This is a genomic window from Janibacter sp. A1S7 (assembly GCF_037198315.1).
Lineage (GTDB): Bacteria > Actinomycetota > Actinomycetes > Actinomycetales > Dermatophilaceae > Janibacter > Janibacter alittae.
In genome coordinates this window covers 1,309,196-1,332,839 of the sequence record NZ_CP144913.1, presented here as the reverse complement: position 1 = coordinate 1,332,839, position 23,644 = coordinate 1,309,196, and the positions used below count along the sequence as shown (strand labels likewise).

The 23,644-nt window shown below is 69.4% G+C and carries 21 protein-coding genes; 9 read left to right on the top strand and 12 right to left on the bottom strand.

What is annotated here, in order from left to right:
• Positions 1–48: 48 nt before the first annotated feature.
• The 3 genes from V1351_RS06380 to V1351_RS06370 all read right to left on the bottom strand — a co-directional run bounded on the left by V1351_RS06380 (position 49) and on the right by V1351_RS06370 (position 1,836).
• The gene (locus V1351_RS06380; protein WP_338751826.1) at positions 49–447 is read right to left on the bottom strand and encodes a VOC family protein; all 399 of its coding nucleotides are present in this window, start codon (positions 445–447) and stop codon (positions 49–51) included.
• 55 nt (positions 448–502) lie between these two features.
• Positions 503–913, bottom strand: a complete 411-nt coding sequence (locus V1351_RS06375; RefSeq protein WP_338751824.1) for a helix-turn-helix transcriptional regulator — start codon at positions 911–913, stop codon at positions 503–505.
• A 71-nt stretch (positions 914–984) separates the two neighbouring features.
• Positions 985–1,836: a 3-hydroxyacyl-CoA dehydrogenase gene (locus V1351_RS06370; protein WP_338751822.1), complete on the bottom strand. Its 852-nt coding sequence runs from the start codon at positions 1,834–1,836 to the stop codon at positions 985–987.
• A gap of 159 nt (positions 1,837–1,995) precedes the next feature.
• Here V1351_RS06370 and V1351_RS06365 point away from each other — a divergent pair, with 159 nt between their 5' ends.
• On the top strand, positions 1,996–2,418 hold the full coding sequence (locus V1351_RS06365; RefSeq protein ID WP_338751820.1) for a nuclear transport factor 2 family protein: 423 nt from the start codon (positions 1,996–1,998) through the stop codon (positions 2,416–2,418).
• 56 nt (positions 2,419–2,474) lie between these two features.
• Here V1351_RS06365 and V1351_RS06360 read toward each other — a convergent pair whose 3' ends face one another.
• The 3 genes from V1351_RS06360 to V1351_RS06350 all read right to left on the bottom strand — a co-directional run bounded on the left by V1351_RS06360 (position 2,475) and on the right by V1351_RS06350 (position 7,354).
• Positions 2,475–3,896, bottom strand: a complete 1,422-nt coding sequence (locus V1351_RS06360; protein ID WP_338751818.1) for a hypothetical protein — start codon at positions 3,894–3,896, stop codon at positions 2,475–2,477.
• 147 nt (positions 3,897–4,043) lie between these two features.
• Positions 4,044–5,768: an aldehyde dehydrogenase family protein gene (locus V1351_RS06355; RefSeq protein ID WP_338751816.1), complete on the bottom strand. Its 1,725-nt coding sequence runs from the start codon at positions 5,766–5,768 to the stop codon at positions 4,044–4,046.
• A complete protein-coding gene (locus V1351_RS06350; protein WP_338751814.1) occupies positions 5,765–7,354 on the bottom strand; it encodes a GMC family oxidoreductase in 1,590 nt (529 codons plus the stop codon). Before V1351_RS06350 ends, V1351_RS06355 begins: the two co-directional genes overlap by 4 nt.
• A 140-nt stretch (positions 7,355–7,494) precedes the next feature.
• Here V1351_RS06350 and V1351_RS06345 point away from each other — a divergent pair, with 140 nt between their 5' ends.
• On the top strand, positions 7,495–8,718 hold the full coding sequence (locus tag V1351_RS06345) for a PucR family transcriptional regulator (RefSeq protein WP_338751813.1): 1,224 nt from the start codon (positions 7,495–7,497) through the stop codon (positions 8,716–8,718).
• A gap of 55 nt (positions 8,719–8,773) precedes the next feature.
• Here V1351_RS06345 and V1351_RS06340 read toward each other — a convergent pair whose 3' ends face one another.
• From V1351_RS06340 to V1351_RS06330, 3 genes are all read right to left on the bottom strand, one after another.
• Positions 8,774–9,700 carry a haloalkane dehalogenase gene (locus V1351_RS06340; protein ID WP_338751811.1) on the bottom strand — a complete coding sequence of 309 codons (927 nt, stop codon included), beginning with the start codon at positions 9,698–9,700 and terminating at the stop codon, positions 8,774–8,776.
• Between the two features lie 238 nt (positions 9,701–9,938).
• Positions 9,939–10,874, bottom strand: coding sequence for a hypothetical protein (locus V1351_RS06335; protein WP_338751809.1), 936 nt, complete (start codon positions 10,872–10,874; stop codon positions 9,939–9,941).
• Entirely contained in the window at positions 10,871–11,476 is a 606-nt protein-coding gene (locus tag V1351_RS06330) for a DUF6318 family protein (protein ID WP_338751808.1), read from the bottom strand. The genes V1351_RS06335 and V1351_RS06330 overlap by 4 nt, the downstream gene beginning before the upstream one ends.
• A gap of 170 nt (positions 11,477–11,646) precedes the next feature.
• On the opposite strand from V1351_RS06330, the gene V1351_RS06325 reads away from it, so the two are divergent.
• The 7 genes from V1351_RS06325 to V1351_RS06295 all read left to right on the top strand — a co-directional run bounded on the left by V1351_RS06325 (position 11,647) and on the right by V1351_RS06295 (position 21,471).
• Positions 11,647–11,937, top strand: coding sequence for a sulfurtransferase TusA family protein (locus tag V1351_RS06325; RefSeq protein ID WP_338751807.1), 291 nt, complete (start codon positions 11,647–11,649; stop codon positions 11,935–11,937).
• Between the two features lie 152 nt (positions 11,938–12,089).
• Positions 12,090–13,889 (top strand): DUF3556 domain-containing protein, encoded by a 1,800-nt coding sequence (locus V1351_RS06320; protein WP_338751806.1) that lies wholly within the window; start codon positions 12,090–12,092, stop codon positions 13,887–13,889.
• A 4-nt stretch (positions 13,890–13,893) separates the two neighbouring features.
• Entirely contained in the window at positions 13,894–15,393 is a 1,500-nt protein-coding gene (locus tag V1351_RS06315) for a class I adenylate-forming enzyme family protein (RefSeq protein WP_338751804.1), read from the top strand.
• A 128-nt stretch (positions 15,394–15,521) separates the two neighbouring features.
• Entirely contained in the window at positions 15,522–16,802 is a 1,281-nt protein-coding gene (locus tag V1351_RS06310) for a PucR family transcriptional regulator (RefSeq protein ID WP_338751802.1), read from the top strand.
• Between the two features lie 110 nt (positions 16,803–16,912).
• Complete coding sequence (locus V1351_RS06305; RefSeq protein ID WP_338751800.1) at positions 16,913–18,325, top strand: phytoene desaturase family protein; 1,413 nt, start codon at positions 16,913–16,915, stop codon at positions 18,323–18,325.
• Between the two features lie 78 nt (positions 18,326–18,403).
• Positions 18,404–20,080 (top strand): SPFH domain-containing protein, encoded by a 1,677-nt coding sequence (locus V1351_RS06300; RefSeq protein ID WP_338751798.1) that lies wholly within the window; start codon positions 18,404–18,406, stop codon positions 20,078–20,080.
• Positions 20,077–21,471, top strand: coding sequence for an SPFH domain-containing protein (locus tag V1351_RS06295; RefSeq protein WP_338751796.1), 1,395 nt, complete (start codon positions 20,077–20,079; stop codon positions 21,469–21,471). Before V1351_RS06300 ends, V1351_RS06295 begins: the two co-directional genes overlap by 4 nt.
• Positions 21,472–21,539: 68 nt before the next feature.
• On the opposite strand, the gene V1351_RS06290 is transcribed toward V1351_RS06295, so the two are convergent.
• From V1351_RS06290 to V1351_RS06280, 3 genes are all read right to left on the bottom strand, one after another.
• Positions 21,540–22,163 (bottom strand): LON peptidase substrate-binding domain-containing protein, encoded by a 624-nt coding sequence (locus tag V1351_RS06290; protein WP_338751794.1) that lies wholly within the window; start codon positions 22,161–22,163, stop codon positions 21,540–21,542.
• 94 nt (positions 22,164–22,257) lie between these two features.
• On the bottom strand, positions 22,258–23,130 hold the full coding sequence (locus V1351_RS06285; RefSeq protein ID WP_338751792.1) for a hypothetical protein: 873 nt from the start codon (positions 23,128–23,130) through the stop codon (positions 22,258–22,260).
• Positions 23,123–23,389 carry a hypothetical protein gene (locus V1351_RS06280; protein ID WP_338751790.1) on the bottom strand — a complete coding sequence of 89 codons (267 nt, stop codon included), beginning with the start codon at positions 23,387–23,389 and terminating at the stop codon, positions 23,123–23,125. Before V1351_RS06280 ends, V1351_RS06285 begins: the two co-directional genes overlap by 8 nt.
• Between the last annotated feature and the right edge of the window lie 255 nt (positions 23,390–23,644).

Sequence of the window (23,644 nt, the reverse complement as noted above, 5' to 3'; positions counted from 1 at the left end):
GGCGACGTGCGCGCACCGTGCCTGACGTGCTCCGGGGCCGTCCGTCTCTCACGCCTGGGCTATACGAACCAGGTTCCCCGACGGGTCACGAAAGGCACAGTCGCGCACCCCCCAGAACTGGTCGGTGGGCTCCTCGAGCACCTCGGCGCCGGACTCGACGAGCGCGTCGAAGGTGGCCTCGAGGTCGTCGCTGCGGAAGATCGCGGCCTGGAGGGACCCCTGGGTCACGAGCGCGAGCAGCGCGTCGGCCTCGGTCGATGAGCGGCCGCCGTGCGCCTGCGAGAGCACGATGTCGACGTCCTGCCCCGGCGCGCCGAGAGTGACCCAGCGGAAGCCGCCGTTCTCGACATCCTGCCGGACCTCGAGGCCGAGGGCATCGCGGTAGAACCCGAGCGCCTTCTCGGGGTCGTCGACGGTGATGAACATGGTCGAAACGGTGATTGCCATCTCATGAGCGTAGAACCGGCACCGGAGGCCGTACTTCTTCGATCCTGCTCGATCCTCAACTGCCGGCCGGAACCCGGAGTGGACGGGTCCACACCTTGGCGACGCACGGCGGGACACCCGCCATGCCGCCGTGATCCCGTCGGCGGTACTCGAACGGCGTCTCGCCGACGATCTCGGTGAAGCGTGTACTGAACGACCCCAGCGAGACGCACCCGACGGCGAAGCAGGCGTCGGTCACCGACGCCCCGTCGCGCAGCAGGGCCATGGCGCGTTCGATGCGACGAGTCATCAGGTACGAGTAGGGCGTCTCGCCGTAGGCCGAGCGGAACTTCCGCGAGAAGTGGGCCGGGGACATCAGCGCCCGGGACGCGACCTGCGGCACGCTCAACCGCTGCGCGTAATGGCGATCCATGTAGTCGCGCGCCCGGCGCAGGCGTGCGAGGTCGGCCACCTCACGGGGATCCACCCCGTCGACGATAGTGGCCGCACGCAGGGGCGGCCACAGTCCGTCACCTGCTCCCGGGGTGTCCGGCGCCCTCAGACCTCGTCGTCGTAGAAACCGCCGCCGGCTCCCCGACCGAGACGCCCCTTGTCGATGTACTCACGCTTGATCAACTCGGCGAAGGCACGCTTGTCCGGGTCCTCGCTGTCCTTGTTCAGGGCGTAGGGCGTCATCATCCCGATCACGTCGAAGATCTGGAACGGGCCCAGCGGCGCCCCGGTGGACAGCCGCCACGTCCTGTCGATGGTCTCGATGTCGCCGACCCCACGCACGAGCAGCTGACCGGCGGCCGAGAGCCACGGCACGAGCAGGCTGTTGAGCAGGTAGCCGGGCTGCTCCTTCAGCACCGGGATCGGCACCATCCCGATCTCGCCGGCGAACGTCGCGACCGCGTCGAAGGCGTCCTGGTCGGTGCCCGCGTGGCCCATCACCTCGCCGATGTTGTTGCGCCAGATCTCGTTGGCGAAGTGCAGCGCGAGGAAACGCCCGGGACGGCCGGTGGACTCGGCGATGTCGCTGGGGAGCAGTGTCGATGAGTTGGTCGCGAAGATCGTGCGCTCGGGGGCGAGCTCGCCCACCGTCGCCCACGTCTGCTGCTTGATGTCCAGCCGCTCGGGCACGGCCTCGATGATCAGGTCCGCGTCGGAGACGGCATCGGCCAGGTCGGCGCTGGAGCGGATCCGGGCCACGGCCTCGGTCATCTTCTCCTGGGTCGCGGCCTCGACGTCACGGACGTACAGCGGGGTCAGGTAGTCCCACCGAGCGGGGAGCTCGTCCAGCACCTCCTGGCTGATGTCGTGGACCACGACGCTCTTGCCGTGGAAGGCCGCCTGGAGGGCGATCTGGGAGCCGAGGACTCCACTGCCGAGGACCGTCAGGTTCTGCATGTCTTCTCCTTCTCGGGCGGGCCAACCGCCACTGTCGTTCGTCATGTGTAGAACACCCGTCGAGCCGGTTGTCTTCCCGAGTCGCCGACCGGCAGACGAAGGGAGCCACGACCGTCCGTAGGCTGCGTTCACCTACCCACCGATTCCCCAGGAGTGCACATGTTCCGTGAAGCCGTCGAAGCCAAGGACATCGACGCCGTCGATGAGATGCTCGCCGAGGACTGTGTCTTCCTCAGTCCGGTGGCCTTCACCCCCTACCCCGGCAAGGCGATCACCAGCGCCATCCTGCGCACCGTCGTCGAGGTCTTCGAGGACTTCACCTACGTCCGCCAGCTGCGCGACGGCGACCACGAGGCCTACGTCTTCACCGCCACGGTGGACGGCATGGAGATCACCGGTTGTGACTTCCTCACCTTCAACGAGGAGGGCAAGATCAGCGAGTTCATGGTGATGACCCGCCCGCTCAAGGCCTCCCAGGCCCTCGCTGCGGCCATGGGCGAGCGCTTCCCGCAGATCCGGGCCGCCGCGCAGGCTGCCGCCGGGGGCGGGCCCGGTCCCGACGTCGCCACGGTCACGGAGTAGGCCGCCACCCCCTTCGCCCGATGCGCCCGGTGACGAACGTGTCCGGCGTCCCGCGCTCAGGTCGGGCGAGGTCCCGACTCGAGGACCGTCAGCGGAAGGAGACGGCGCAGCCCCTCGTTCTCGTCGGGGTCGAGCACCGAGTGCTGCACGCACGCCGGCACCAGCTCCCCGGTCTCGGGGTGGGCCATCGCGTAGGTGCAGGCGGACAGGCGCTCCTGGGTGGCGCGCACCTGTGGATCGGTCGCGACCTGACCGGTCTGCATCAGCTGCCACGCCGGCGCGACATCAGCGGCATCCATGAAGTCGTGCACGACGTAGGTCATGGGGGTGACGTCGCCGTGCCGCCAGGAGGCCCAGACGCGGCGCAGCCCCCCGGCCCGCGTGACCAGTCGGCGGGCCCACGCGAGCGCGACCGTGGCGTCACGGGGGTGGTGCACCAGCACGCGCAGGACCTTCAGCGCGAGCAGGTGCGGTGGCGTACCGCCGAAGTTCACGCCGCCGAAGTGGTCGAGGGTGCGGTCCCGCGCCTGCCGGTCGGCCACATCGTCCGGGTCGAGCAACGGCACCCAGCGTCCGTCGACGCGTAGCCCGATGGCGGAGCGGTTGCAGCGCGGGTCGCCGAACTGGAGCGCCTGCCACGCGACGCGTTGACCCAGGCCGCTCTCGAGCCGGTCCCAGACGTCGTCGATGCCGACACTGCGGTAGTCGCCGCCCGTCCAGCGACGTTCGTCACCCACGTGGGCGGCGGGCTGGAAGGAGAGCATGGCGAAGCCCATGGCGCTCACGTCGGCCACGACGTCCGGGATCTGGTCGAGATTGCTCGGGGTGATGGTCATGTTGTGCGCGAGGTAGGAGCGCACCCCGTGGTCCCGGCGCAGGTCGTGGAACATCTGCACGAACGTCGCGCGGAAGGCGTTGAGCTCGATCTCGTTCCTGGGGCGAGGGATGCCGGTGCGGCCGCGCACCAACGAGTCGAAGTGCGCGGCGAAGGAGAGCCGGCGGAAGCGCCGCGCGCCGTGCTCGTCGAGAGCGAGCGCGCGCAGGTAGGCGTCGTCGAAGTCGCCGTGGGTCATCGACATCGGCTCGCGACCGTGCTCGCGCATGACCCTCAGGGCGGCCGCGTGGTCGTCGGGGTCGAGGAGGGAGACCTCGCCCCCGATCAACTGGGTGTGCGCGCGAGGGCCCCGCACCCGGGCCAGCAGGTCCATCTGGGCGGCCACCTGCGCCACCGTGTGGGCGCCGTCGACCCGCACCTTGTTGGCGTCCTTGGAGTGGTAGCACGGCGAGCAGGTCAGGTTGCACTTCGGGAAGACGCCGTGCGTGCCCTCGCAGCCCACGGCGTGGCGTCCGAGGACCTGTTGGTCGGTCCGGACCCCGGGGGGCAGGGCGGCCCATCGCTCGGCCAGCACCCGCTCGGTGACCGGGTGGACCGGTCGGGTGGCTCGCTCGAGCCTCCTCCACAGTGACAGCGGTGTCATCGGGCGCCTTCCATCGTGGTGTCCCCCGGGCGGAGGACGGTCACGTCCGGGAAACCCGCCGAGCCGGGGGAAACCTTCCCGCCCGGCGGCGGGTCCTCCCTTCGCTCCGGCGGGCCGGCCCCTGCCTGCTCACCGGTACGGGCGACCTCACCCCCGCAGCGCCGAGGCGAACACCCCCGGAAGCTTGGTCAGCCCCGGCTCAGCGACGAAGCGCACCAGGCGCCGGCCCGTGGTGGCGGCCGTCCTGTTGTGCACGAACCACGGCGGGACCGGCGTCAGGGACATCTCACCGGCTGCGATCGACCGTGGGAAGGGGCGCCACGGACCGCGCACGACCGTGCGCTCGGCATGGGCGAGCAGCAGCCCGTTGTGGACCACGCCCCGCCCGGACTGGACGTCCTCGAGGGTGTGCCCGGGAAAGGCGCCCCACGTCACCAGCGGCAGCAGGAAGCCGACCCCGGTCCACGCGTTGACGGCGATGGTGCCGTAGCGCAGCTCCGCCAGGAGCCGCTCGAAGCGGTCGTGACCGAGCTCCCCGATCTGGTCCGGGTGGATGAGGACGTTCGCGCCCAGGGTCCCGTGCAACCGCTCGTTGGCGAAGTCGACGGCCGTGCGCAGGAAGTCCTCTCCCGTCCCCGGCACCTCGGTCACGGCCAGCACCGGTCCGAAGTACTCGCTCGAGTAGGCCTGCGAGTCACCGTCGCCGGGCAGGCCGGTGATCAGGGTCCGCTCCGGGCTGCCACCGACGGCCTCGCTGGTCGCGTAGCTCTCCCGCGCCGCGGCCACCCGGTCGGCCAGGCCCGGGTACCAGCCCGGTCGGTCCGGCGCCGAGACCAGTGCCTGTCGGACCAGGTCGAGGAACTCCTCCTTCTGCGCCCAGTCGGCGCTGAGCACGAGAACCTGCCCGGCGATGCAGTTGCAGCCGGCGTTGTGCAGTCGCATGGTCGCCACGTGCTCGGCCTGGAACTGCAGGTCCGCCTGCGACCACTGACCGGGCACGACGATGATCGGGCTGATCCCGCCGAGCTCGCTGGTGACCGGCTTGGTCAGCTTCGGTGTGCCGGCCGCGCGGTTGCGCTCGCCCTCCTCGCCGCTGCCCCACACGATCGCGTCGTGGGTGGTCTCCGCGCCGGTCAGGTGCACCGCGTCGATGCCCTCGTGCTCGATGACCCGGGAGCCGAGGTCGAGGTCGCTGCTGAAGAACTGCACCGCCCCGATCTCGACGAAGGGGGCGAAGACCGCCTGCAGCACCGGCAGCAGGGGATCGGTGACCGGGTTGAGCTTGACCGCGACGGACCGGTTGTCGGCGTAGAGCGCGTAGAGCGCGTCCAGCGGTGCGATGGACAGGATGTTGCCGGCGCCCAGCACCACGCACGTCCCGCCGGACTCCTGCGGGTTGCGCGCACCGAGGCCGGCGGTGTCCCGGACCTGCTGCTCGCTGACACCCGGCTCGCACCACACCTCGGCGGAGAGGCCGGACAGCAGCAGCCGGTCCCAGATCGAGTGCGGAAGCACCTCCACGGCGACGCGATCACCCGTGACCGGCCGGATGTCGAAGCCGTGGGTCGGGCCCCTGCCCTGCTCCATCCGCTCCAGGGTCTCGGCGAGGGCCCGTGCGTAGTACATCGTGGCCCACGGCCCGGAGGTCCACTCCTCACCCGCGAGCGGTGAGCTGGGGTCCAGACCCTTGATCCGGCAGGCGCGACGCACCCACTCCTCGGCGTGCGCGTCGACGAGCTCGACGAGCTTCATCAGCATCGCGCGCCGGTCGGCCGGCGTCTGACGCGCCCAGTTGTCTGCGCCGTCGCGGGCCCGCGTCACGATCTGCTCGGCGCGCTCCGCATTGGTCCGGTGGATGGTGTCGGTGCTCATGCGTTGCGTCCCTCTCGGATCAGGTCGGCGGCCTTCTCGCCGATCAGCATCGTCGGTGCGTGCGTGTTGCCGTGCGGTACCCGCGGCATCGCCGAGGCGTCGACCACCCTCAGTCCGGTGACACCACGCACCCGCAGGCGCTCGTCCAGGACCCCGGTCTCCTCGGTGCCCATGCGCGCAGTGCACGACGGGTGGTACGTGTGCTCCACCCCGGCGCGGATGGCCGCCTCGGTCTCCGCGCGACTGGTGCCGTGGTCCGGACCGGGGTGCAGCTCCCGACCCACGACCTGGCGAAGGGGGTCGCTCGCCACGATCTGTCGGGCCTGCTCGATGCCATCGACCATCATCGTCATGTCGTCCGGCTCGGCGAAGTAGTTGTGGCAGATCCGCGGAGCGGCCTCGGGGTCGAGCGAGCGCAGCCGAACCGACCCCTCGGACCGGGCGCCGACCAGGGACAGACCGATGGCGAGCGCCGGGGTGTCGTGGGAGACGGCACCGTGCTGCCAGAAGTAGGCGGCGGCACCGATCATCTCCATGGTGGGTGCGTCGTCCTCGACGCTGGTGTGGGTGAAGGCGCCGACCTCGCCGATGTTGGAGGTGAGCATCCCGCGTCGCCTGGTCAGGTACTGCACCAGCTGTGCCGGCTTCTCCGCCTCGAACAACGTGCCGGGGTCATCGGTCTCCCAGTTCATCAGGTAGAACGGGTGGTCCATCAGGTGCGCGCCGACGTGCGGGTTGTCCACGATGGGGTCGACGCCGAGATCGTGGATGTGGTCGGCCGGACCGATCCCCGAGAGCATCAGCAGTTGGGGTGTGTTGTACGCCCCGGCGCTGAGGATCACCTCGCGGCGGGCACGGATGGTGCGCACCTCCCGTCCGACGCGGGCCATGACGCCGGTGGCACGGTCCCCGTCGAAGAGCACCTTGTGGACCATGGCGTCGGGGGTGATGGTCAGGTTGCGCTGCTTGCGTCGTGGTGCGAGGTATCCGTCCCAGGTGGTCCAGCGCTGCCCGTTGCGGGTGAAGCGCTGGAAGAGCCCGGCGCCCTCCTGCTGCTCGGCGTTGAAGTCGTCGTTGCGAGAGATGCCCGAGGCGACCATGGCCTCGACCATCCGCCGGGAGATCGGGCGCGGGTCCGGGGCGTCCTCGACGGACTGCGGACCGGCGTCGCCGTGGAAGCGGTCAGCCCCCCGGCTGTTGGTCTCCATCCGACGGAAGAGCGGCAGCACCTCGTCGTAGGACCACCCCACGGCACCGGCCGTCGACCAGCCGTCGTAGTCGCTGCGGTTGCCGCGGATGTAGATCATCGCGTTCATCCCACTGCATCCGCCGAGCATCTTGCCGCGGGGCATGTACATCTCACGTCCGCCCAGGTGCGGCTCCGGGTCGGTCCGGTAGTCCCAGTCGAGCGAGCTGTGGAACTGCTTGGGGAAGGCCGCGGGGATCTGGACGTTCATCTTCGGGCGGCTGCGACCGCCCGCCTCGAGGACCAGGACGCTGACGTCGGGATCCTCGCTCAACCGTCCCGCCACCACTGCTCCCCCGGAGCCACTCCCGACGATGATGTAGTCGTACTCGTGCGCCATTGCACTCCTTCCATTGACCGTGGCACCACGATCCCACCGTGGGCGCCGCCGGGCTTGTGCACGGAGTCCACACTTGCCGCGTCGGATTGTTCGGATCCCCAAATCGACCGACCCGGGCCGGGCGCCACTAGGCTCACCATGTGCCATCAGCCAACGTCTCGGACGAGCTCTTCGTGTGGTTGCAGGACTTCGTCGAGTCCGCCCAGCGCCCGGACGAGATCGAGCAGTTCGTCACCACCGTGGACGGGGCGATCATCGCCGCCATTCCCGAGATCGCCCGGGAGCCGGCACTGATCACGGAGCTGCACGCGTCCACGCGCGCGCACTGGCGCTCCTTCCTCTCGGCGATCACCCATGAGCACCGACTGGCTCTGCCCGCCGACGCGATCGCCCTGTGCCTGTCCATCGCGCGGCGTCATCACGACATCGGCGTGCTGCTCAAGGTCTACCGGGTGGCGAACAAGACGGTCTTCGACATCCTCGCCGAGCGCACCGGCGAGCAGCCGCTGCCGTCCGGGCTCGGGCGTGACGAGGTCCTGATCGCGCTGTGGTTGCGGGCCGAGCGGTGGATCGACGAGTCCGTCGAGGAGCTGATCGAGTACTTCACCGCCGAGCGGGCCTCCCTGGCGGAGGGGCACCGGGCCCGTCGCGCCGAGACGATCGCGGCGCTGCTCGCCGGTGCCGAGCCCTCGGCCGAGGCCGAGAGGGTCCTCGGCCATGCCCTGTCACCGTGGCAGACCGCGTTCGTCGTCTCGATGGCCTCGCCCCCGGACGCTGCGGCGCCGCTCTTCGAGGTCGCGGTACGCCTGTGTCGCGATCTGGGACTGCCTCGGCCCTTCACCACCCTGTCCGGCAGCGCCGAGCTGTGGGGCTGGGTGTCGACCGCGCAGGCGCCCGACCTCGATCTGACTCGGGTCGATCCGCTGCTGACCTCTCTCGGGCTGCGGTTCGCGTTGGGGGGGCCGCTGCGGGGTCCGACGGCGTTCCGCCGGAGCCACGTGCAGGCTGTCGCCGCCCATGGCGTCGCCGTCCACGCCTCGTCGCGCCACCACTACCGGGACGTGGAGCTGGTCACCCTGCTCGGTGACGGCGAGCTGGTCCGGGACATGGTCCGACGGGTCGCCCTGCCCCTGCTCGGGCCCGGTGAACGACTGCGGGCGGTCCGCGAGACGGTGCTGGCGTGGTTGCAGTCCGGACGCAATGCCGACGAGGCGGCCCGGGCACTCATCGTGCACCCGAACACCGTGCGCTACCGCATCTCGCGGGCCGAGGCGCTGCTGGGGCGACCGGTCACCGAGGAGGCCACCGCGTTGGAGCTGGCCCTGCTGTGGGTGGAGGTCCACGGCCGTGAGGCCGCGGGGTGACGTCGCAGCACCAGAGGGGATCTGGCAGCCCCGGACGCGGTCAGCCCCGCGGTGATCACCGCGCCCCGGGAGCATCGGTGACGAACTGGGCAACCACCCGCCCGAGCTCCTCCCCCGCGTCCTCCTGCAGGAAGTGCCCGGCATCGGCGAGGACCGGGTGGGCCAGACCCTGGGCGCCGGGGATGGCGCGCTTCAGCACCGGCGCCATCGCCCCCGTGATCGGGTCGCTGTCTCCGAAGGCCACGAGCAAGGGCTTCTCCCACCGCGTCAGCTCATCCCACGCGCGACGGTTGGCCTCGGTGGCCGGATCGTCGGTCGAGGTGGGCACGAGGGACGGCATCACCCGCGGTCCGGCCTTGTACGTCTCGTCCGGGAAGGGCGCGTCGTAGGCGGCGCGCGCCTCGGCGGTCAGCTCACGGGCGCATCCCGAGGCGACGAGCCGTCCGACATCCAGGACCTCTGCCCCCTCCACCGCCTTGCGGAAGGCCCACCACACGTCGGGCATGCCGTGCTCGCCGGTCGGCAACCCCGTGTTGGCGGCCACGACGGACGCGAACCGCTCCGGGTTCTCCGCGACCAGACGCAGACCGATGAGCCCGCCCCAGTCCTGGCCGACGAGGGTGACCTCGCGCAGGTCGAGCACGTCGAAGACGAGACTGCGCACCCACTCCACGTGCCGGGCATACGAATGTGCGGCAGGATCAGTGGGCTTGTCCGAGCGACCGAAACCGACCAGGTCCACCGCGACCGCACGGACGCCCGCGTCCGCGAGCACCCGCATCACGTGTCGGTAGAGGAAGGACCAGCTCGGCTCTCCGTGCAGCAGCAGCACGGTCGGTGCCTCGGCGGCCGGCGGGCCGGCCTCGACCCACGCCATCCGCAGGGTCCCGCCGTCCTGGTCCGGCACGTCGGCGTAGTGGGGCTCGAAGGGGAAGTCGGGCAGGTCGGTGAATCGCTCGTCAGGCGTACGCAGGGTCTCCATGTCGGGAGCCTACGAGTTGGGACTCGTCAGGTGTCGCTGGCCGGGCTGCCGCCGCTGCATCCTCACCGACGGGTTCGGCCGCCATGCGACTCAACGTCATCACCTCTGGACGTCATCACCTCGGCGATCGAGCCGTGGATCCCCTTCGACGAGACCGCGGACGCGCTTGTCCCGGATGCGGACCCGGCCCACCCCCGGGCAGCTCGTGCTGAACCGGTCGTGGCCGCAGATCACGGGTTCAGTTGTCGACGAGGCGCGTCTTGGTACCGACGACCTCGAGCTGGGCCACCGGCTCGTCCTGCAGGTCCGCGACGGCCCCGAGGTCCTGCCACGCGCCACCGTTGACCCGGAACTGGCCGACCAGTCGGGCGTCGACCTTCACCGATCGCGTACCGGTGGTCTCGTAGGTGTGGGTGATGTCCCCGTCCGGGTAGACCCCACCGGCGCTGGCCGTCCACTCGGAGGTGCTGTCCTCCCCGAAGGTGTAGCGGTAGTCCTTCGCGGCGATCTTGAACTGGATCGTCCAGGACAGCAGCTTCACCGGCGTGCTGACATCACCCGGCGTCAGTCCCGCGTCGTTCGGCCAGGACGCCTCGTAGAAGGTCGGCAGATTGATCAAGGTCCTGTTGCCCACCGGCTGCATCGACACCTGCGGCTTGGCGAAGGGCAACTCCAGGAACGCCTCGCGGATCTGGGCGATCGTGGGTACTGGTGGGGGTGGCGCCGACGTCCGCGGGATCGTCGGGTCATTGACGTCCGGCGGCGCGGGATAGCCCGGCAGACACGTCTGGATCGGACCGAACCACTGGTCGCTGCCCTCCTGACGCATCCAGACCAAACGAGGTTGACCCGACGCATCCGGGTTGGTGCTGCAGTCGATGATCGTCGCGCTGCACGCCGGGTCGATGCCACCGCCCGTGCAGGTGCGCTCCTTGGTCACCCAGTCGACGGGCGGTGCATGGAACTCGACGTCCTTAGCCTTGCCGGACGTGCGGGACTTCGTCGATTCACCGATCTGCTGGTCCTTTGACGTCTGACGACCAGTCTTGGCTATGACGGTGACCTTTTTGTTGCCGATCTTTGGTAGTGGATCCTGCGCAGCCCCTGCCCTGCCTGCTGGCATCAGTGATGCCAGCAGGATGAGAATGACCAGCCAGGACGCCCGCGAGATCATTTCGTGAACATGTAGAGGTCGACAACGGTCCATCCCGACTGTGACTCGTCCAAATAGATAAGAACGTCATAGCTCACCGGGTCGGCCTGTGCTTGGGCCTGACCTTGGCCATCGACGACTTGGTATGCGTTTTCGCGCACGGAGAGCCGCACAGCCTGCGCTGACTTTCCGTCGGTCTCCTTCGCGATCTTGTGGTCACCTATAACGGTCGGGTTTACATCCGCGTGCAACCCTTTCTTGGCGTCCTCCTCCACAGATTCGACGTAAGCCGCGCAAGGCACACAGTCCGTTGCCATGGACTCAAGCGCGGCAGTCTCACCTGATTGGAGAGCTCGGCCGGTCTCGTCCCAGTAGAACTTCGCGAACGCCACCGCCCCCTCTTGGGTGTGCTTCGTGGCCGCCTGCGGGAGATCGACCGAGTCCTCGCCCCCCTTCGTGCTGGACGTGGACGAAGCCTCACCCGACGACGAACTCGAGCTGCTCGAGGGGTCCACCGGGAGCGGGCTGGCGGTGCTCGTCGCGGTCGACGGCTCCGCATCGGACTCACCGCCGCAGGCGGACAGGGCGCCCATCGCCAGCACGGTCGCGGCCAGAGCAACCACGGGACGTCGTCGGACAACTCGCACGTTCGTCTTCCTCCCCGGGCCCCGATCAGGGCCGCATCAGGGGTCAACGGTAGTGAAATCCCGCCTGTTCGCATCTCGAGTTTCCACAGGGCGAGGCTGCTCGGGTCGGGTCACGGCACCCTCTTCGTCGAGCGACAATGACTGGCATGGAACGACTCCCCCACGGCGCGCACCTGCTGCGCGGCGGCGACCTCGGGTGCGCGCGGCTGCTGGTCCTGCTGCGCCAGGAAGCCCAGCACCTCCCCGGTGGATCCGTGGTCCACCTCGAGACGAGCGACCCGATCGCACCCATCGACCTGCCCGCCTGGTGCCGGATCACCGGGCACGGCTACCTCGGCCCGGTCGAGGACGAGGGAACACCGCGGTACGGGGTCCGCGTCTGCGACACAGCGCACGCCACCGACCCCGCCTTCCCGTGGCGGGTCCAGCGGGACTGACCTGCGCCGACCCGGCATCCCCGTCGCCTTGTCCGCAGCGAACGAAGGGAGCGCAGAAGTTAGGTCGCCGAGACCGTGACCGAGCGCGCGTCCACCCACCTACGGTCAAAGGGCATCCACCGCTGCGCCGGCCGTACCAAAGGAGTTACGCGATGCCCTTCCTCACCCCTGACGTCCCGCCGGTCGATCCGGCCGAGTTCCGAACCCTTCCGCGCCAGGAGCGCATCCGGACGCTGGCGAACTTCTGGGCCGTCTACGGATTCGGCACGCCCAAGTCGGTCCACGCCATCTACATCACGAAGCTGCTCGTGCTCTACGTCTGCGGCGGTGTCGTCCTCGCCACCCTGACCTCCGACGTGGGCGGTCCGCTCGAGGTCTCATCCTGGTGGGACCAGCCGATCATCTACCAGAAGCTCGTGCTGTGGACCCTCTTCCTCGAGCTCTTCGGGATCGGTGGGACATGGGGGCCGCTCGCCGCGCACTTCAAGCCGATGACCGGTGGTATCAGCTACTGGGCACGACCCGACACGATCCGACTGCCCCCGTGGCCACAGCGGGTGCCGCTCACCTCGGGTGACAACCGGACCCCGGGCGACGTCCTGCTCTACCTCGCGACCCTGGGCAGCTTCGTGATCGCGATCGTCTCGGGCGGGATGCGGCCCGATGGGTTCGGGTTCGATCTGGTCGACCCGCGTCTGATGGCCCTCTCCGCCGCACTGCTCGTGCTGTGCGGCCTGCGGGACAAGATCCTCTTCCTCGCCGCCCGCGGCGAGCAGTACCTGCCCATCCTCATCATCTCCACGCTCGCCGGCACCCTGCTGACCTCCACCGACTTCATCGTCGCCGCGAAGCTCATCATCGTCATCGTCTGGATCTGTGCGTCGATCTCGAAGATCAACCCGCACTTCGAGAACGTCATCCCGCCGATGGTGTCCAACGCACCCTTCACCCCCAAGTCCCTCAAGCGGGCCCACTACCGCTCGCTGCCCGAGGACCTCAAGCCCTCGAAGCTCGCCTGGTTCATGGCCCACATCCTCGGCACGACCGCCGAGCTCGTCGTCCCGATCGTGCTTCTCCTGAGCACCAACTGGACCGTGACCCTGCTCGCTGTCGGCTCGATGGTCCTGTTCCACCTCTTCATCACCCAGACCTTCCCGCTGGCGGTCCCGCTGGAGTGGAACGTCCTCTTCGCCTACATCGCGATCTGCCTCTTCGCCGGCTTCCCGGCGGGTGAGGGGTTCGGCATCATGGACTTCAGTCAGCCGTGGATGCTGCCGGTCTTCGCCGCGGTGCTCTTCTTCTTCCCCGTCCTGGGCAACCTGCGCCCCGACCTCGTCTCCTTCCTGCCGTCGATGCGTCAGTACGCCGGCAACTGGGCCTCGGCGACGTGGGCTTTCGCCCCGGGGGCCGAGGCCAAGCTCAACCAGTTGACGCGGCCGGCCAACAACCAGATCGACCAGCTGATCGACGGTCTGGGCTACGACCCCGACGTCGCCGAGATGACGCTGGACATGACCCTCAGTTGGCGGTCCATGCACAGTCAGGGCCGTGGCCTGTTCTCGGTCATGCAGAAGTACCTGCGCTCGGAGTACGAGACCTACTCCCTCCGGGAGGCCGAGTTCTGCTGCAACGCGGTCATCGGCTGGAACTTCGGGGACGGCCACCTGCACGACGACCAGCTCATCGAGGCCATCCAGAAGCGAGTCGGCTTCGCTCCCGGCGAGTTCATCGTGGTCTGGGTCGAGTCGCAGCCGATCCACAAGGCGACGCAGGAGTACTTCGTCATGGACGCCGCCCTGGGCATCATCGAGCGCGGCACCTGGCTGGTGACCGACTGTGTCAACGAGCAGCCCTGGCTGCCCAACGGCCCGATCGCCACGCAGGTGACCTGGCGCCACCCCGAGTTGCACCCGGACAGCGACCAGCACGACGGGGACAAGGAGATGGCCTGAGCCCATGACCCAGACGCTGAAGACGAGCGCGGTGGCAGCGATCCCCTTCGACCGAGCCGCAGCCGCACCCGAGAGCAACTGCCTGCGTGACGGGGACCTGCTCCTGGACAACGCGGCCTTCGCCGACGAGGTACGTCGGATCGCCCAGCGCCTCGCGGCAACCGGCGTCGCTGCCGGCGACGCGGTGGGGGTCATGCTGCCCAACCGCGCGGAGATCATCACCACGATGTTCGCCGCCTGGCACCTCGGGGCCTCGATGACCCCGGTCAATCCCGCCCTGACCGACGAGGAGGCCGGCTACCAGATCACGGACTCCTCGAGCGTGGTCCTCGTCGGGGACGAGCGGGGTCGACGGTTGGCCGAGCACCTGGGGATCGCGTGCATCGACATCACCGACGAGGTGTCGCGTGCCGCGGTCGCGGAGGAGGTCACTGACGCCCCGCTCGCCCGGGGCCATGACATCGCGCTGATCATCTACACCAGCGGCACGACCGCCAGGCCGAAGGGGGTGCTCCTCGACCACGACAACCTCGACGCGATGAGCGCCTCGCTCGTCGAGCACTTCGCGCTCAGCGAGGCCGACACGAGCCTGCTCGTCCTGCCCCTCTTCCACGCCAACGGCCTCATCGCCGGAACCCTCTCCCCACTCCGGGCGGGAGGTGAGGTGGTGGTCGCACCGCGCTTCTCCACGGACACCTTCTGGGACCTCGTCGAGACCCACCGACCGACGTACTTCTCCGCGGTCCCGACCATCTACGCACTCCTGGACGCGGCGCCCACGCGGGAGGTGGACACCTCCTCCCTTCGCTTCATGGTGTGTGGAGCGGCGCCGATGCCGGCCGAGCTGATCGTGCGCATCGAGGAGCGCTTCGGCGTCCCGGTGGTCGAGGGATACGGCCTGTCGGAGACATCGGTGGCCTGTACCATCAACCCCATCGAGGGGCCGCGCAAGCCGGGCACGGTCGGCGTCGCGCTCCCGGGGCTGGAGGTGGCGGTCGTCGACCCCGACGGACACCCCGTGCCGGTCGGCGAGCGCGGTGAAGTCGTCATCCACGGCGCGACCGTGATGCGCGGCTACCTCGGCAAGCCCGAGGAGACGGCCCAGGTGCTCATGGACGGGTGGCTCCACAGCGGTGACGTCGGGATCCTCGACGAGGACGGTTACCTGAGCATCGTCGACCGGTTGAAGGACCTGATCATCCGAGGTGGGGAGAACATCTTCCCCAAGGAGATCGAGGACTGTCTCTACGGTCACCCAGCGGTGCTCGAGGCCGCGGTCGTCGGGCAGGCCGATCCGGTCCTCGGCGAGGTGCCGGTCGCCTTCGTCGCGACCAAGCCCGGCCGGACGGTCACCTCCGAGACGCTGCTCGATCGGTGCGCGCAGGGCCTGGCCGGGTACAAGGTGCCGGCCCGAGTCCACGTGCGCGACGAACTACCGAAGAACTCCGTGGGCAAGCTCGTCAAGGGGCAGCTGCGCGACGAGCTGCTCGCAGGTGGGCGATAAGCGACAGACCGGCCGGACGATGGTGACGTCCGGCGGCAGCCGTGGGACCGCTCTGCCGACCGCCGACCTGCGAGAGTTTGGTCGCGACGCACAAGACCATCGCCGGAGGCGCTGACAGAATGCACCGCATGGGTGAAGGACGGTCGCAGCGGGTCTCCAGCGAGGCTCTCGTGGTCGATGTCGCCGCGCACCTGACCCCGCGGTTGAGCGAACTGTCGGAGGGCCTGCGCGACCGCCTCTCCCAACAGATCGAGGAGCTGCAGGGAGACGCTCCCCTGGTGAACCTGCTCTACGCCAGCATCCAGGGCAACATCGAGAACATCCTCTCCTCCCTCCAGCACGGCATCAGCCTGGAGGACATCGAGCCCCCGTCGGCTGCCTACGAGTACGCACGGCGCCTGGCCCAGCGGGGTGTCCCTGCCTCCGCTCTCGTCCGTGCCTACCGCCTCGGGCAGCAGAACCTGCTCGAGTACGTCTTCGAGGCGTGCGAGCAGCTCGAGGCGGACCCGACGCTGCGAGCCGACGCCTACCGCACGGTCGTCTACCAGACCTTCGACTACATCGACTGGATCTCCCAGGGGGTGAACGCGGTCTACGAGGCCGAGCGCGAACGCTGGCTCGCGGAGCGGAGCAGCGCCCGGTCCGGCCGGGTCGAGGACCTCGTCGCCGGTCGGAGCGTCGACGTCGACGCAGCCGAGGCGGTCATCGGCTATCGACTGCGCGCCCCACACCTGGCGGCCGTGCTGTGGGTCCACGGGACGGGTGCCCAGCAGGACCAGCTCTCCCGTTTCACCCGGGCCGCCGGTGCGATCGCCGCCGAGCTCGGGTGCCAGCGGGCACCCCTGGTCATCACCCACGACCGGGTGACGGCCTGGGTGTGGTTCCCCGTGCCCGAGGGCTGTCAGGTCGACGTCGACCGGATCCGGGCGGCACTGGTCGACGTCGACCGGCCGCCGACGCCGGCGGTCGCGCTCGGCCGGATCCACAGCGGGGTCTCCGGATTCCGGACCAGTCACCTGCAGGCGGTCCGCGCCCAGCAGGTCGCGACGGTGCACGACGACGACCTCAAGCTCGTCACCTCCTTCGACGAACCCGGTCTGCGGGTGACGACCCTGCTCGTGCGGGACCTGGAGACGACGGCCGCCTGGGTGCAGGAGACCCTCGGCGACCTCGCCGCCGACGGCGAGCAGCAGGCGCGTCTGCGCCACACCCTCCAGCAGTTCTTCCAGCACGGCGGCAGCTACACGGCCACTGCCGACGCGATGCTCATGCACAAGAACTCGGTGAAGTACCGACTCGCCGCTGCGGAGAAGGTCCTGGGACGCTCCATCGCCTCCGACCGCCAGTCCATCGAGTTGGCGGTCACGGCCTGCCACTGGCTCGGGTCATCGGTCCTGAACGGGGACTGATCGCAGGTCCGCGACCGGGGTGGCGTGTTGTGCATGACGACCAAATCCGCACGTCATCTGCGGTCAGGCAGACCATCTCCCGCGGTGTGCCGGGTCCCTAGCATGGAGCCATGGCTGACGTGATCGTGATCGGCAGCGGCCCCAACGGTCTGGCTGCGGCCGTGACCTTGGCCCGGGTCGGCGCACAGGTGACCGTGCTCGAGGCCGAGAACGAGATCGGGGGTGGCACCCGCAGCCTCGAGCCCTTCGGTGAGGGGATCATCGTCGACCACTGCTCGGGGTTCCACCCCATGGCGGTCAGTTCACCGGCACTTGCCGAGCTGGACCGCTACGGTCTGGAGTGGGCTTGGCCGGAGATCGACGCGGGCCATCCGCTCGACGACGCGCCTGCCGCACTGCTCCACCGATCGGTCGACCGCACGGCCGACGGTCTGGGCCGGGACGGCGACCGCTGGCGGTTGCTCTTCGAGGGCCCCTCGAGCTCCTACGACGCCCTGCGCGCGGACCTCCTGGGTCCGGTCGTCCACGTGCCGAAGCACCCGCTCCTGCTGGGCCGCTTCGGTGCACCGACGGTCTTGCCGGCCGCACTGCTCGCCCACCTCTTTCGCACCGAGCGGGCACGGGCGCTGTTCCTGGGCACCGCGGCCCACGCGATGCGTCCGCTCACAGAGGTCGTCTCCTCTGCCATCGGCATGGGGATCCTCACGGCCGGGCACCACGACGGATGGCCCGTCGCCGTGGGTGGCTCCCAGGCGGTCACCGGCGCGCTGGCCCGGGCTCTCGTCGACCTCGGCGGCACCATCGAGACCGGAGTACGGGTCACCTCGATGGACCAGCTGCCGCCCGCCGACGCGATCATGCTCAACCTGTCCCCCACGGCAGCGGTCAACCTCTGCGCCGGCCGGCTGCCCGACGCCACAGTGCGCGCCTACCGTCGCTACGCCTACGGCCCCGCGGCGTACAAGGTGGATTTCACGATCGAGCAGGGGGTGCCGTGGCGCGACGCCGAGCTCGGCCGTGCGGGCACGGTCCACCTCGGTGGTGGGCCCGCGGAGATCCTGGCCAACGAGCGCGCGGTCGCCCGGGGTCGAATGCCCGAGCGTCCATTCGTGCTGCTGGGTCAGCAGTACGTCGCCGACCCGACGCGTTCCCGCGGCGACGTGCACCCGCTCTACGCCTACGCCCACGTCCCGGCGGGGTATACCGGTGATGCGACGGAGGCCATCACGGCACAGATCGAGCGCTTCGCACCCGGGGTGCGAGAGCGCATCCGCGACCTGAGGGTGACACGCCCCGCCGACTTCACCGCAGGCAACACCAACTACGTCGGCGGTGACATCCTCACCGGCGCCAAGTCACCCACAGCGCTCCTTTTCGGGCCGCGCCCGGGCCGCAACCCCTACGGGACCGGCCTCCACGGGGTCTACCTGTGCTCTGCCGCCGCGCCCCCGGGGCCCGGAGCGCACGGCATGGCCGGCCACCACGCCGCGCAGCTGGCCATCAAGGACCTCGGTCTGGGGTGACCGGACGCGGCCGCCGTGAAGCCCCGTGTGACAGGATCGGAACGGCACCAACCGGACCAACGCGCAGGGGATGAAGGCTTGAGCAACCGAGCCCAACAGTTCATGGACACTGCCCGGCAGGTCGCCGACGCGACCGGCATGGGCGAGGCGGTGAATCAGGCGGCCGAGGGCGCACAGAACGCCGGATTCGACCTCAACGCGCGGGACTTCCCCGCGGCCCGGGGCGAAGGGGGGTCGGCCGGCACCCGGATCAACGCCGAGCACGTCGCCCTGGACGAGGCCGCCGAGCAGCTCAGCCGCAGCGAGTACGAGATGGGCACCGACGGCCCGGTGCACGTCATCACCCCGATGGTCATGCCCAAGGGCGGCCGCGTCAGGGCGATGCTGCCGGCGGTGCTGCTGGTGTTCATCGGTGTCGTCGGAGCGATCTTCCTGCTGCCCTTCGGGCTCAGCCGGGCCGTCTTCGGGATCCACTACTGGGTGCTCGTGGTGGCCGCGGCGGCCTTCATGTGGTGGCGCCACGGGATGGTGATGGTCCCCGAGGGCTGCACCGCCCTGATCAGCCGCTTCGGCAAGGTCGAGGCGGAGGTCGGTCCCGGCCGGGTGACGTTGTGGAACCCGTGGAAGCGGGTCTCCTACATCGTCAACACCACGCGCGAGTACCCCTTCAACGCCCCGATCCGCTCGGCACCGACGAAGTCCGGCGTCCAGGCGTCGGTGGACCTCTTCCTCCAGTTCCGCATCGTCAGCGCCCGCGAGTTCGTCTTCGTCCTCGGTGCCGTCCAGGGATTCCAGGACAAGCTGAACAACGCGATCTCCGAGACCACGCGCTCGCTGATCTACGAGCAGGAGGCATCGGGCATCTACGACCTCGTCGGCGAGAGCACCTCGCGCCTGCTCGAGCAGCTCAACGCGCAGTTCGCCCCCGCGGTGGAGCTGACGACGGCCAACATCACGCATGCCGAGCCGTCGGCGCAGGAGTACCGGATGGACCTCGCCGCCCCGGAGATGATCCGGGTGGCCAAGGAGGCCTACACCTACGACTACGAGCTGAACCTGAAGAAGGAGCAGAACGAGGGTGACCTGAACAAGGACCTCGCCTCGCTCAACGAGAACCTCTCCGCGATCCAGGCCGACATCGCCCGCTACCAGGCGCAGATGGACACCGCACTGGAGCGCGAGACCAACCGCGCCGAGGCGGTCGCCCGCCAGCGGTTCGTCGAGTCCCAGTCCGAGGCCAACGCCAACGCGGCGCTGCTCGAGGCGCAGGCCCTGGACATCCGGGCGCTCAGCGCGGCGCTCGCGCCGGAGATCCTCGACTACCGCTACCAGCAGGACATGCTGGAGAAGATGAAGTCGGTCTCCACCTCCCTTCCGCAGATCGTGCGCATCGGCGAGGAGTCCGAGAGCGTGGACTACCTCCAGATCGCTCGTCAGCTCGTCGGTGGTCAGGACCAGCAGCTCTTCTCCACCGAGGCCATGGAGGCCATCCGCTCGCGGCAGGGCGACATCTCGCAGCGCGTCTCCTCCCGCGAGGCCGACATCGAGGAGCTGCTGAAGGCCCCCGAGGAGACGGACGTGGAGATCCTGCCGTCCTCGGAGTCCGAGTACGACGTCGAGGGCGATGAGCGCCTCGACGCGATCCGCCAGTCGGTGACCGACGAAGGGGTGGCCTCCCGGCTCGAGGACGTCACCTCCGACGTCCCGCCGGCCCCGCAGCAGGACGACGTGACGAACGAGGGTGAGCAGGCATGAGCGACCAGATGATGGAGCAGGCCGTCCGCGCCTCCCGCGGGCAGGGAATGAGCTCGATCAAGGAGGTCGTCTCCGCGTGGAGCGACGTCGCGCGTTTCCTGCGCGGCGGCGACGCGGGCTCGGTCGTGCCCGTCGTCATCCCCAAGGACAAGCGTGGTCTGCGCTGGACCGGGCTGCTCTGGTTCGCCCTGTGGGCGCTGATCAGCGGCATCGCCCTCATGGCCTCGGACCACGGCGGCCTGGGCGGACTGGCGATCATCGTCGCTGTCGTCTCCGTCCTCCTTGCCGCCCTGTGGTGGTGGCGCTCCTCGATCGTCGAGATCGAGGAGGGCACGGTCGGCGTGCTGACGAAGTTCGGTGCGATCTCCGGCCCGGGCCTCTCGCCCGGTCGCCACTACCTGTGGCATCCGTGGGCGCGCGTGGCCTACGTCGTCGACGTGACCACGGAGATCCCCTACACGGCTCCGGTACTCTCCTCGCCGACCCACGAGAACGTGCCGTTGAAGTCGATCGAGTTCTTCCTGCGCTTCCGCATCGTCGACGCGATCCGCTTCGTGCAGACCATCGGCGCCGGCAACTTCGACCTCGTGCTCGCCAACTCGGTGCAGGACGCCATCCGACAGCGCAGCCGCCAGGTGCACACCGAGCAGGCCTACGACCTGCGCGGCAGCGACGTGAAGGACATGCAGGACATCCTCAACCGCCAGCTGACCCGCTACGGCGTGCAGATCATGGGCTGCAACATCCCCGACGTGCAGCTGCCCGACACCTACCGGGAGCACCTGGCCACGCGCGAGCGGGTCGCCAAGGAGCTCGTCGCCTACGAGAAGGAGTGGGACCTGACGCGCAAGCGCCGGATCGACACCCTCCTGATGGAGATGGAGCGCTCGAAGAAGGTCCGGGACGCCAAGGTCGTCGAGGTGCAGGCCTCGCTGAACAAGGCGCGCAAGGACGTCGCCCAGATGCTCGAGGAGCGCGAGACCGAGGCGCAGAAGGTCCGCTACGAGATCGAGACCCGGGCCCGCACCAACCTCGTCGCCGCCCAGGGTGAGGCCAAGGCCCAGGAGCAGCTGGCCACGGCCTACCGCGACAACCGCGCGGTCCTGGAGTACGAGCTGGCCCAGCGTCGCCTCGACGTCGGCGCCTCGCTGGCCGAGCACGCCCCCCGTCCGGTCATCGTGCACACCGACAGCGGCAGCGGTGACACCTCGGCCCTGTCGACGCTGCTGATGGCGCAGCTGCTGCCGCAGGTGTCCGGCGAGAGCGCCCGGCGACGTCCGGTCGGCCCGTCCTCCTCGAGCGATCCGCAGTCCGCTGCGCCGGAGCAGGCAACCGGTCAGGCGGCCGCCGACGTCGCCGCACAGGCGTTCCGGGCGCGGACGCAGGAGTAGCCCGACCACGGGCGAAGGGGGCCACGACGGTCGGTCCGTCGCGGCTCCCTTCGCTTCGGCGGGTGAGCTCACCCACTCCCATCGGGTCGCTGCAGCGGCAGCAGTTCCAGTGCCTCGGCGGTCAGCCGTGCTGTCGTCTCCAGCAGCTCGTCGATCGATGACGACCGCAGCAGCTCGAGTTGGTCGAGCGCCCCCAGCGGGGCGATGCACGCCAGCTGCCAGGCGCGGGTGATCGGGTCGTCGGAGAGCGCGATGTCCGCGGACCAGACCTGCGAGCGGTACTCACTCATCACGGTCAGGGCACGGCGGACGGTGCGTTCGCTTCCGGCCAGGAGCGCCGTGTGCTCCTCGCTCCACGCGAGGTCGGGCAGCCGACGCACCTCGGCGCGCGGATAGGGGTCATCGGGCAGCCAGCGGACGACCTCGACACGCTCCCGGCCGCGCGCGAGCAGGCGGACGCGACCATCCGGCATGGCCCGTGCCTGCTCGATGCGCGCGGCACAGCCGACGGAGAAGCGCGCGTCCCCTCCACCGACCTCGAACCCCCGCTCGATGAGCACCACGCCGAACCGTCCGTCACCGCTCGCGACGTCGCGCAGCATGGCGAGGTAACGAGGCTCGAAGACCTGCAGCGGCAAGGGCTGGCCCGGCAGCAGCGGCGACCCGAGGGGAAACATCGGCAGGACGTCCATGGCACCAACGTGGCACACCCGCGGCAACACCGACATCACGGGCGCCATCACCGAAGCAACGGACCGCTCCACGCAGATGCGCAGGAGAGGGCATCTACCCTCCCCCTTCGACCCGACGCGACGACACCTGCGGATCATCAGCGTTTCGCCGCGATTCGATCCGCGCGTACGCATCGGGACCGAGGAGCACGACGACAAGGGCCAGGACGGCCAACCAGGTCGCCCATTCGTTGAGCGTCGACTCTTGATCTGCTCGCTCGCGTGCCGCCTCCTCAGCGGCATCCAGCGCACTCGAGCGGGCAGCGACGGCGTTGCGGTAGTCCTCGATCTGGGACTCGAAGAGCTCGAACGCCGGGCCGGTGAAGGCGTCATCGACCTCTTCGGGGACGGAGGGAGGCGTCGGCCTCGGTACCTCCGGTACCGGCACTGCGCTGGAGACGAACGGGGCCGTCATGAAGAGCACCCCGAAGAGCAGGCTGATCACCGCGGCACGGATGGCATACGTCCGTCGGTTCACGCTCGCGGAGATCCACGCGATGAGGCCGGCCGTTCTCGAATACTGACGATGGACTCCGCCGCGCGGGTCCAGAGTCATCTGCATCCGTGGGCCGTTCGTCAGGAAGGTCAGGTACGCCGTCGCAAAGGCGATCGAGAGCCCGATGAAGACGCCCGCCCACGCTCCCCGCAGCGGGAGCGGGTTGTCCGTCACCGAGTACACGAGAGCCAGCAGGCCCGTGTAGACGGCGAAGATCGCACTGGCCGCGATCTGGAGGAACTTCGCGTTGTCGCGGGCCCTCTCCACCGACCCCACGGCCACTTCGGCGACCTTCTCGTGGAAGAGCTTGTTCAGCTCGGCCTCGGCAGCATCCGCCGCAGCCTCGGCCTTGCGCTCGTACTCGCGATCGATCTTGCGCAGGTCGAGATCCGCATCGTCAGCACTCGCGTCCGACCGCTTGGCCCTACACATCGTCAACCCCGCGTCGGTACGCGGTGTCGAACTCCCCGATGACGTGCGGATCGCTCGGCGGGGGCGCCCATCCGCCGAGCTGGACCACGGGGCGCCCGTCGTGCAGCAGGGGCTTGCCATGACCGACCATCTCGATCACGTCCCCACTGGTGAGGTGCCACGCCCCGACAGCGTGCACGAGAACACCACCGAACACTCGGAACTCGGCCTCGGGGAAGGTCGTGAACTCCCCCACCCCATCGCACCTGATCTTCGCCATGCCACCGTCACCTCGATACGGCTGTGCACCACCCGACTGTGGCTCACATCCTCCACCCACGGCCGGGTGCATGACCATGGTCGAATCGGCGAGCGGACGGCGCCCGTCGACACCCTGGAAGGACTCGGCACCAGCACTCGCCCGACCACCGAGGAGCACCCGTAGGGTATCCACCGGTCGAGGGTGCTGACGGCCGATGACCCCCCTCGCCACGACCACCCCCGTGGGTACTACCTTTGAGTGATCGTCATCACA

Bases quoted from the DNA above. Each gene is read 5' to 3' on its own strand.
- V1351_RS06370 (WP_338751822.1), bottom strand. From the start codon at position 1,836: ATGCAGAACCTGACGGTCCTCGGCAGTGGAGTCCTCGGCTCCCAGATC.
- V1351_RS06290 (WP_338751794.1), bottom strand. From the start codon at position 22,163: ATGGACGTCCTGCCGATGTTTCCCCTCGGGTCGCCGCTGCTGCCGGGC.
- V1351_RS06315 (WP_338751804.1), top strand. From the start codon at position 13,894: ATGACCCAGACGCTGAAGACGAGCGCGGTGGCAGCGATCCCCTTCGAC.
- V1351_RS06380 (WP_338751826.1), bottom strand. From the start codon at position 447: ATGGCAATCACCGTTTCGACCATGTTCATCACCGTCGACGACCCCGAG.
- V1351_RS06280 (WP_338751790.1), bottom strand. From the start codon at position 23,389: ATGGCGAAGATCAGGTGCGATGGGGTGGGGGAGTTCACGACCTTCCCC.
- V1351_RS06360 (WP_338751818.1), bottom strand. From the start codon at position 3,896: ATGACACCGCTGTCACTGTGGAGGAGGCTCGAGCGAGCCACCCGACCG.
- V1351_RS06325 (WP_338751807.1), top strand. From the start codon at position 11,647: ATGGAACGACTCCCCCACGGCGCGCACCTGCTGCGCGGCGGCGACCTC.
- V1351_RS06340 (WP_338751811.1), bottom strand. From the start codon at position 9,700: ATGGAGACCCTGCGTACGCCTGACGAGCGATTCACCGACCTGCCCGAC.
- V1351_RS06335 (WP_338751809.1), bottom strand. From the start codon at position 10,874: ATGATCTCGCGGGCGTCCTGGCTGGTCATTCTCATCCTGCTGGCATCA.
- V1351_RS06305 (WP_338751800.1), top strand. From the start codon at position 16,913: ATGGCTGACGTGATCGTGATCGGCAGCGGCCCCAACGGTCTGGCTGCG.
- V1351_RS06350 (WP_338751814.1), bottom strand. From the start codon at position 7,354: ATGGCGCACGAGTACGACTACATCATCGTCGGGAGTGGCTCCGGGGGA.
- V1351_RS06310 (WP_338751802.1), top strand. From the start codon at position 15,522: ATGGGTGAAGGACGGTCGCAGCGGGTCTCCAGCGAGGCTCTCGTGGTC.
- V1351_RS06285 (WP_338751792.1), bottom strand. From the start codon at position 23,130: ATGTGTAGGGCCAAGCGGTCGGACGCGAGTGCTGACGATGCGGATCTC.
- V1351_RS06355 (WP_338751816.1), bottom strand. From the start codon at position 5,768: ATGAGCACCGACACCATCCACCGGACCAATGCGGAGCGCGCCGAGCAG.
- V1351_RS06365 (WP_338751820.1), top strand. From the start codon at position 1,996: ATGTTCCGTGAAGCCGTCGAAGCCAAGGACATCGACGCCGTCGATGAG.
- V1351_RS06320 (WP_338751806.1), top strand. From the start codon at position 12,090: ATGCCCTTCCTCACCCCTGACGTCCCGCCGGTCGATCCGGCCGAGTTC.
- V1351_RS06295 (WP_338751796.1), top strand. From the start codon at position 20,077: ATGAGCGACCAGATGATGGAGCAGGCCGTCCGCGCCTCCCGCGGGCAG.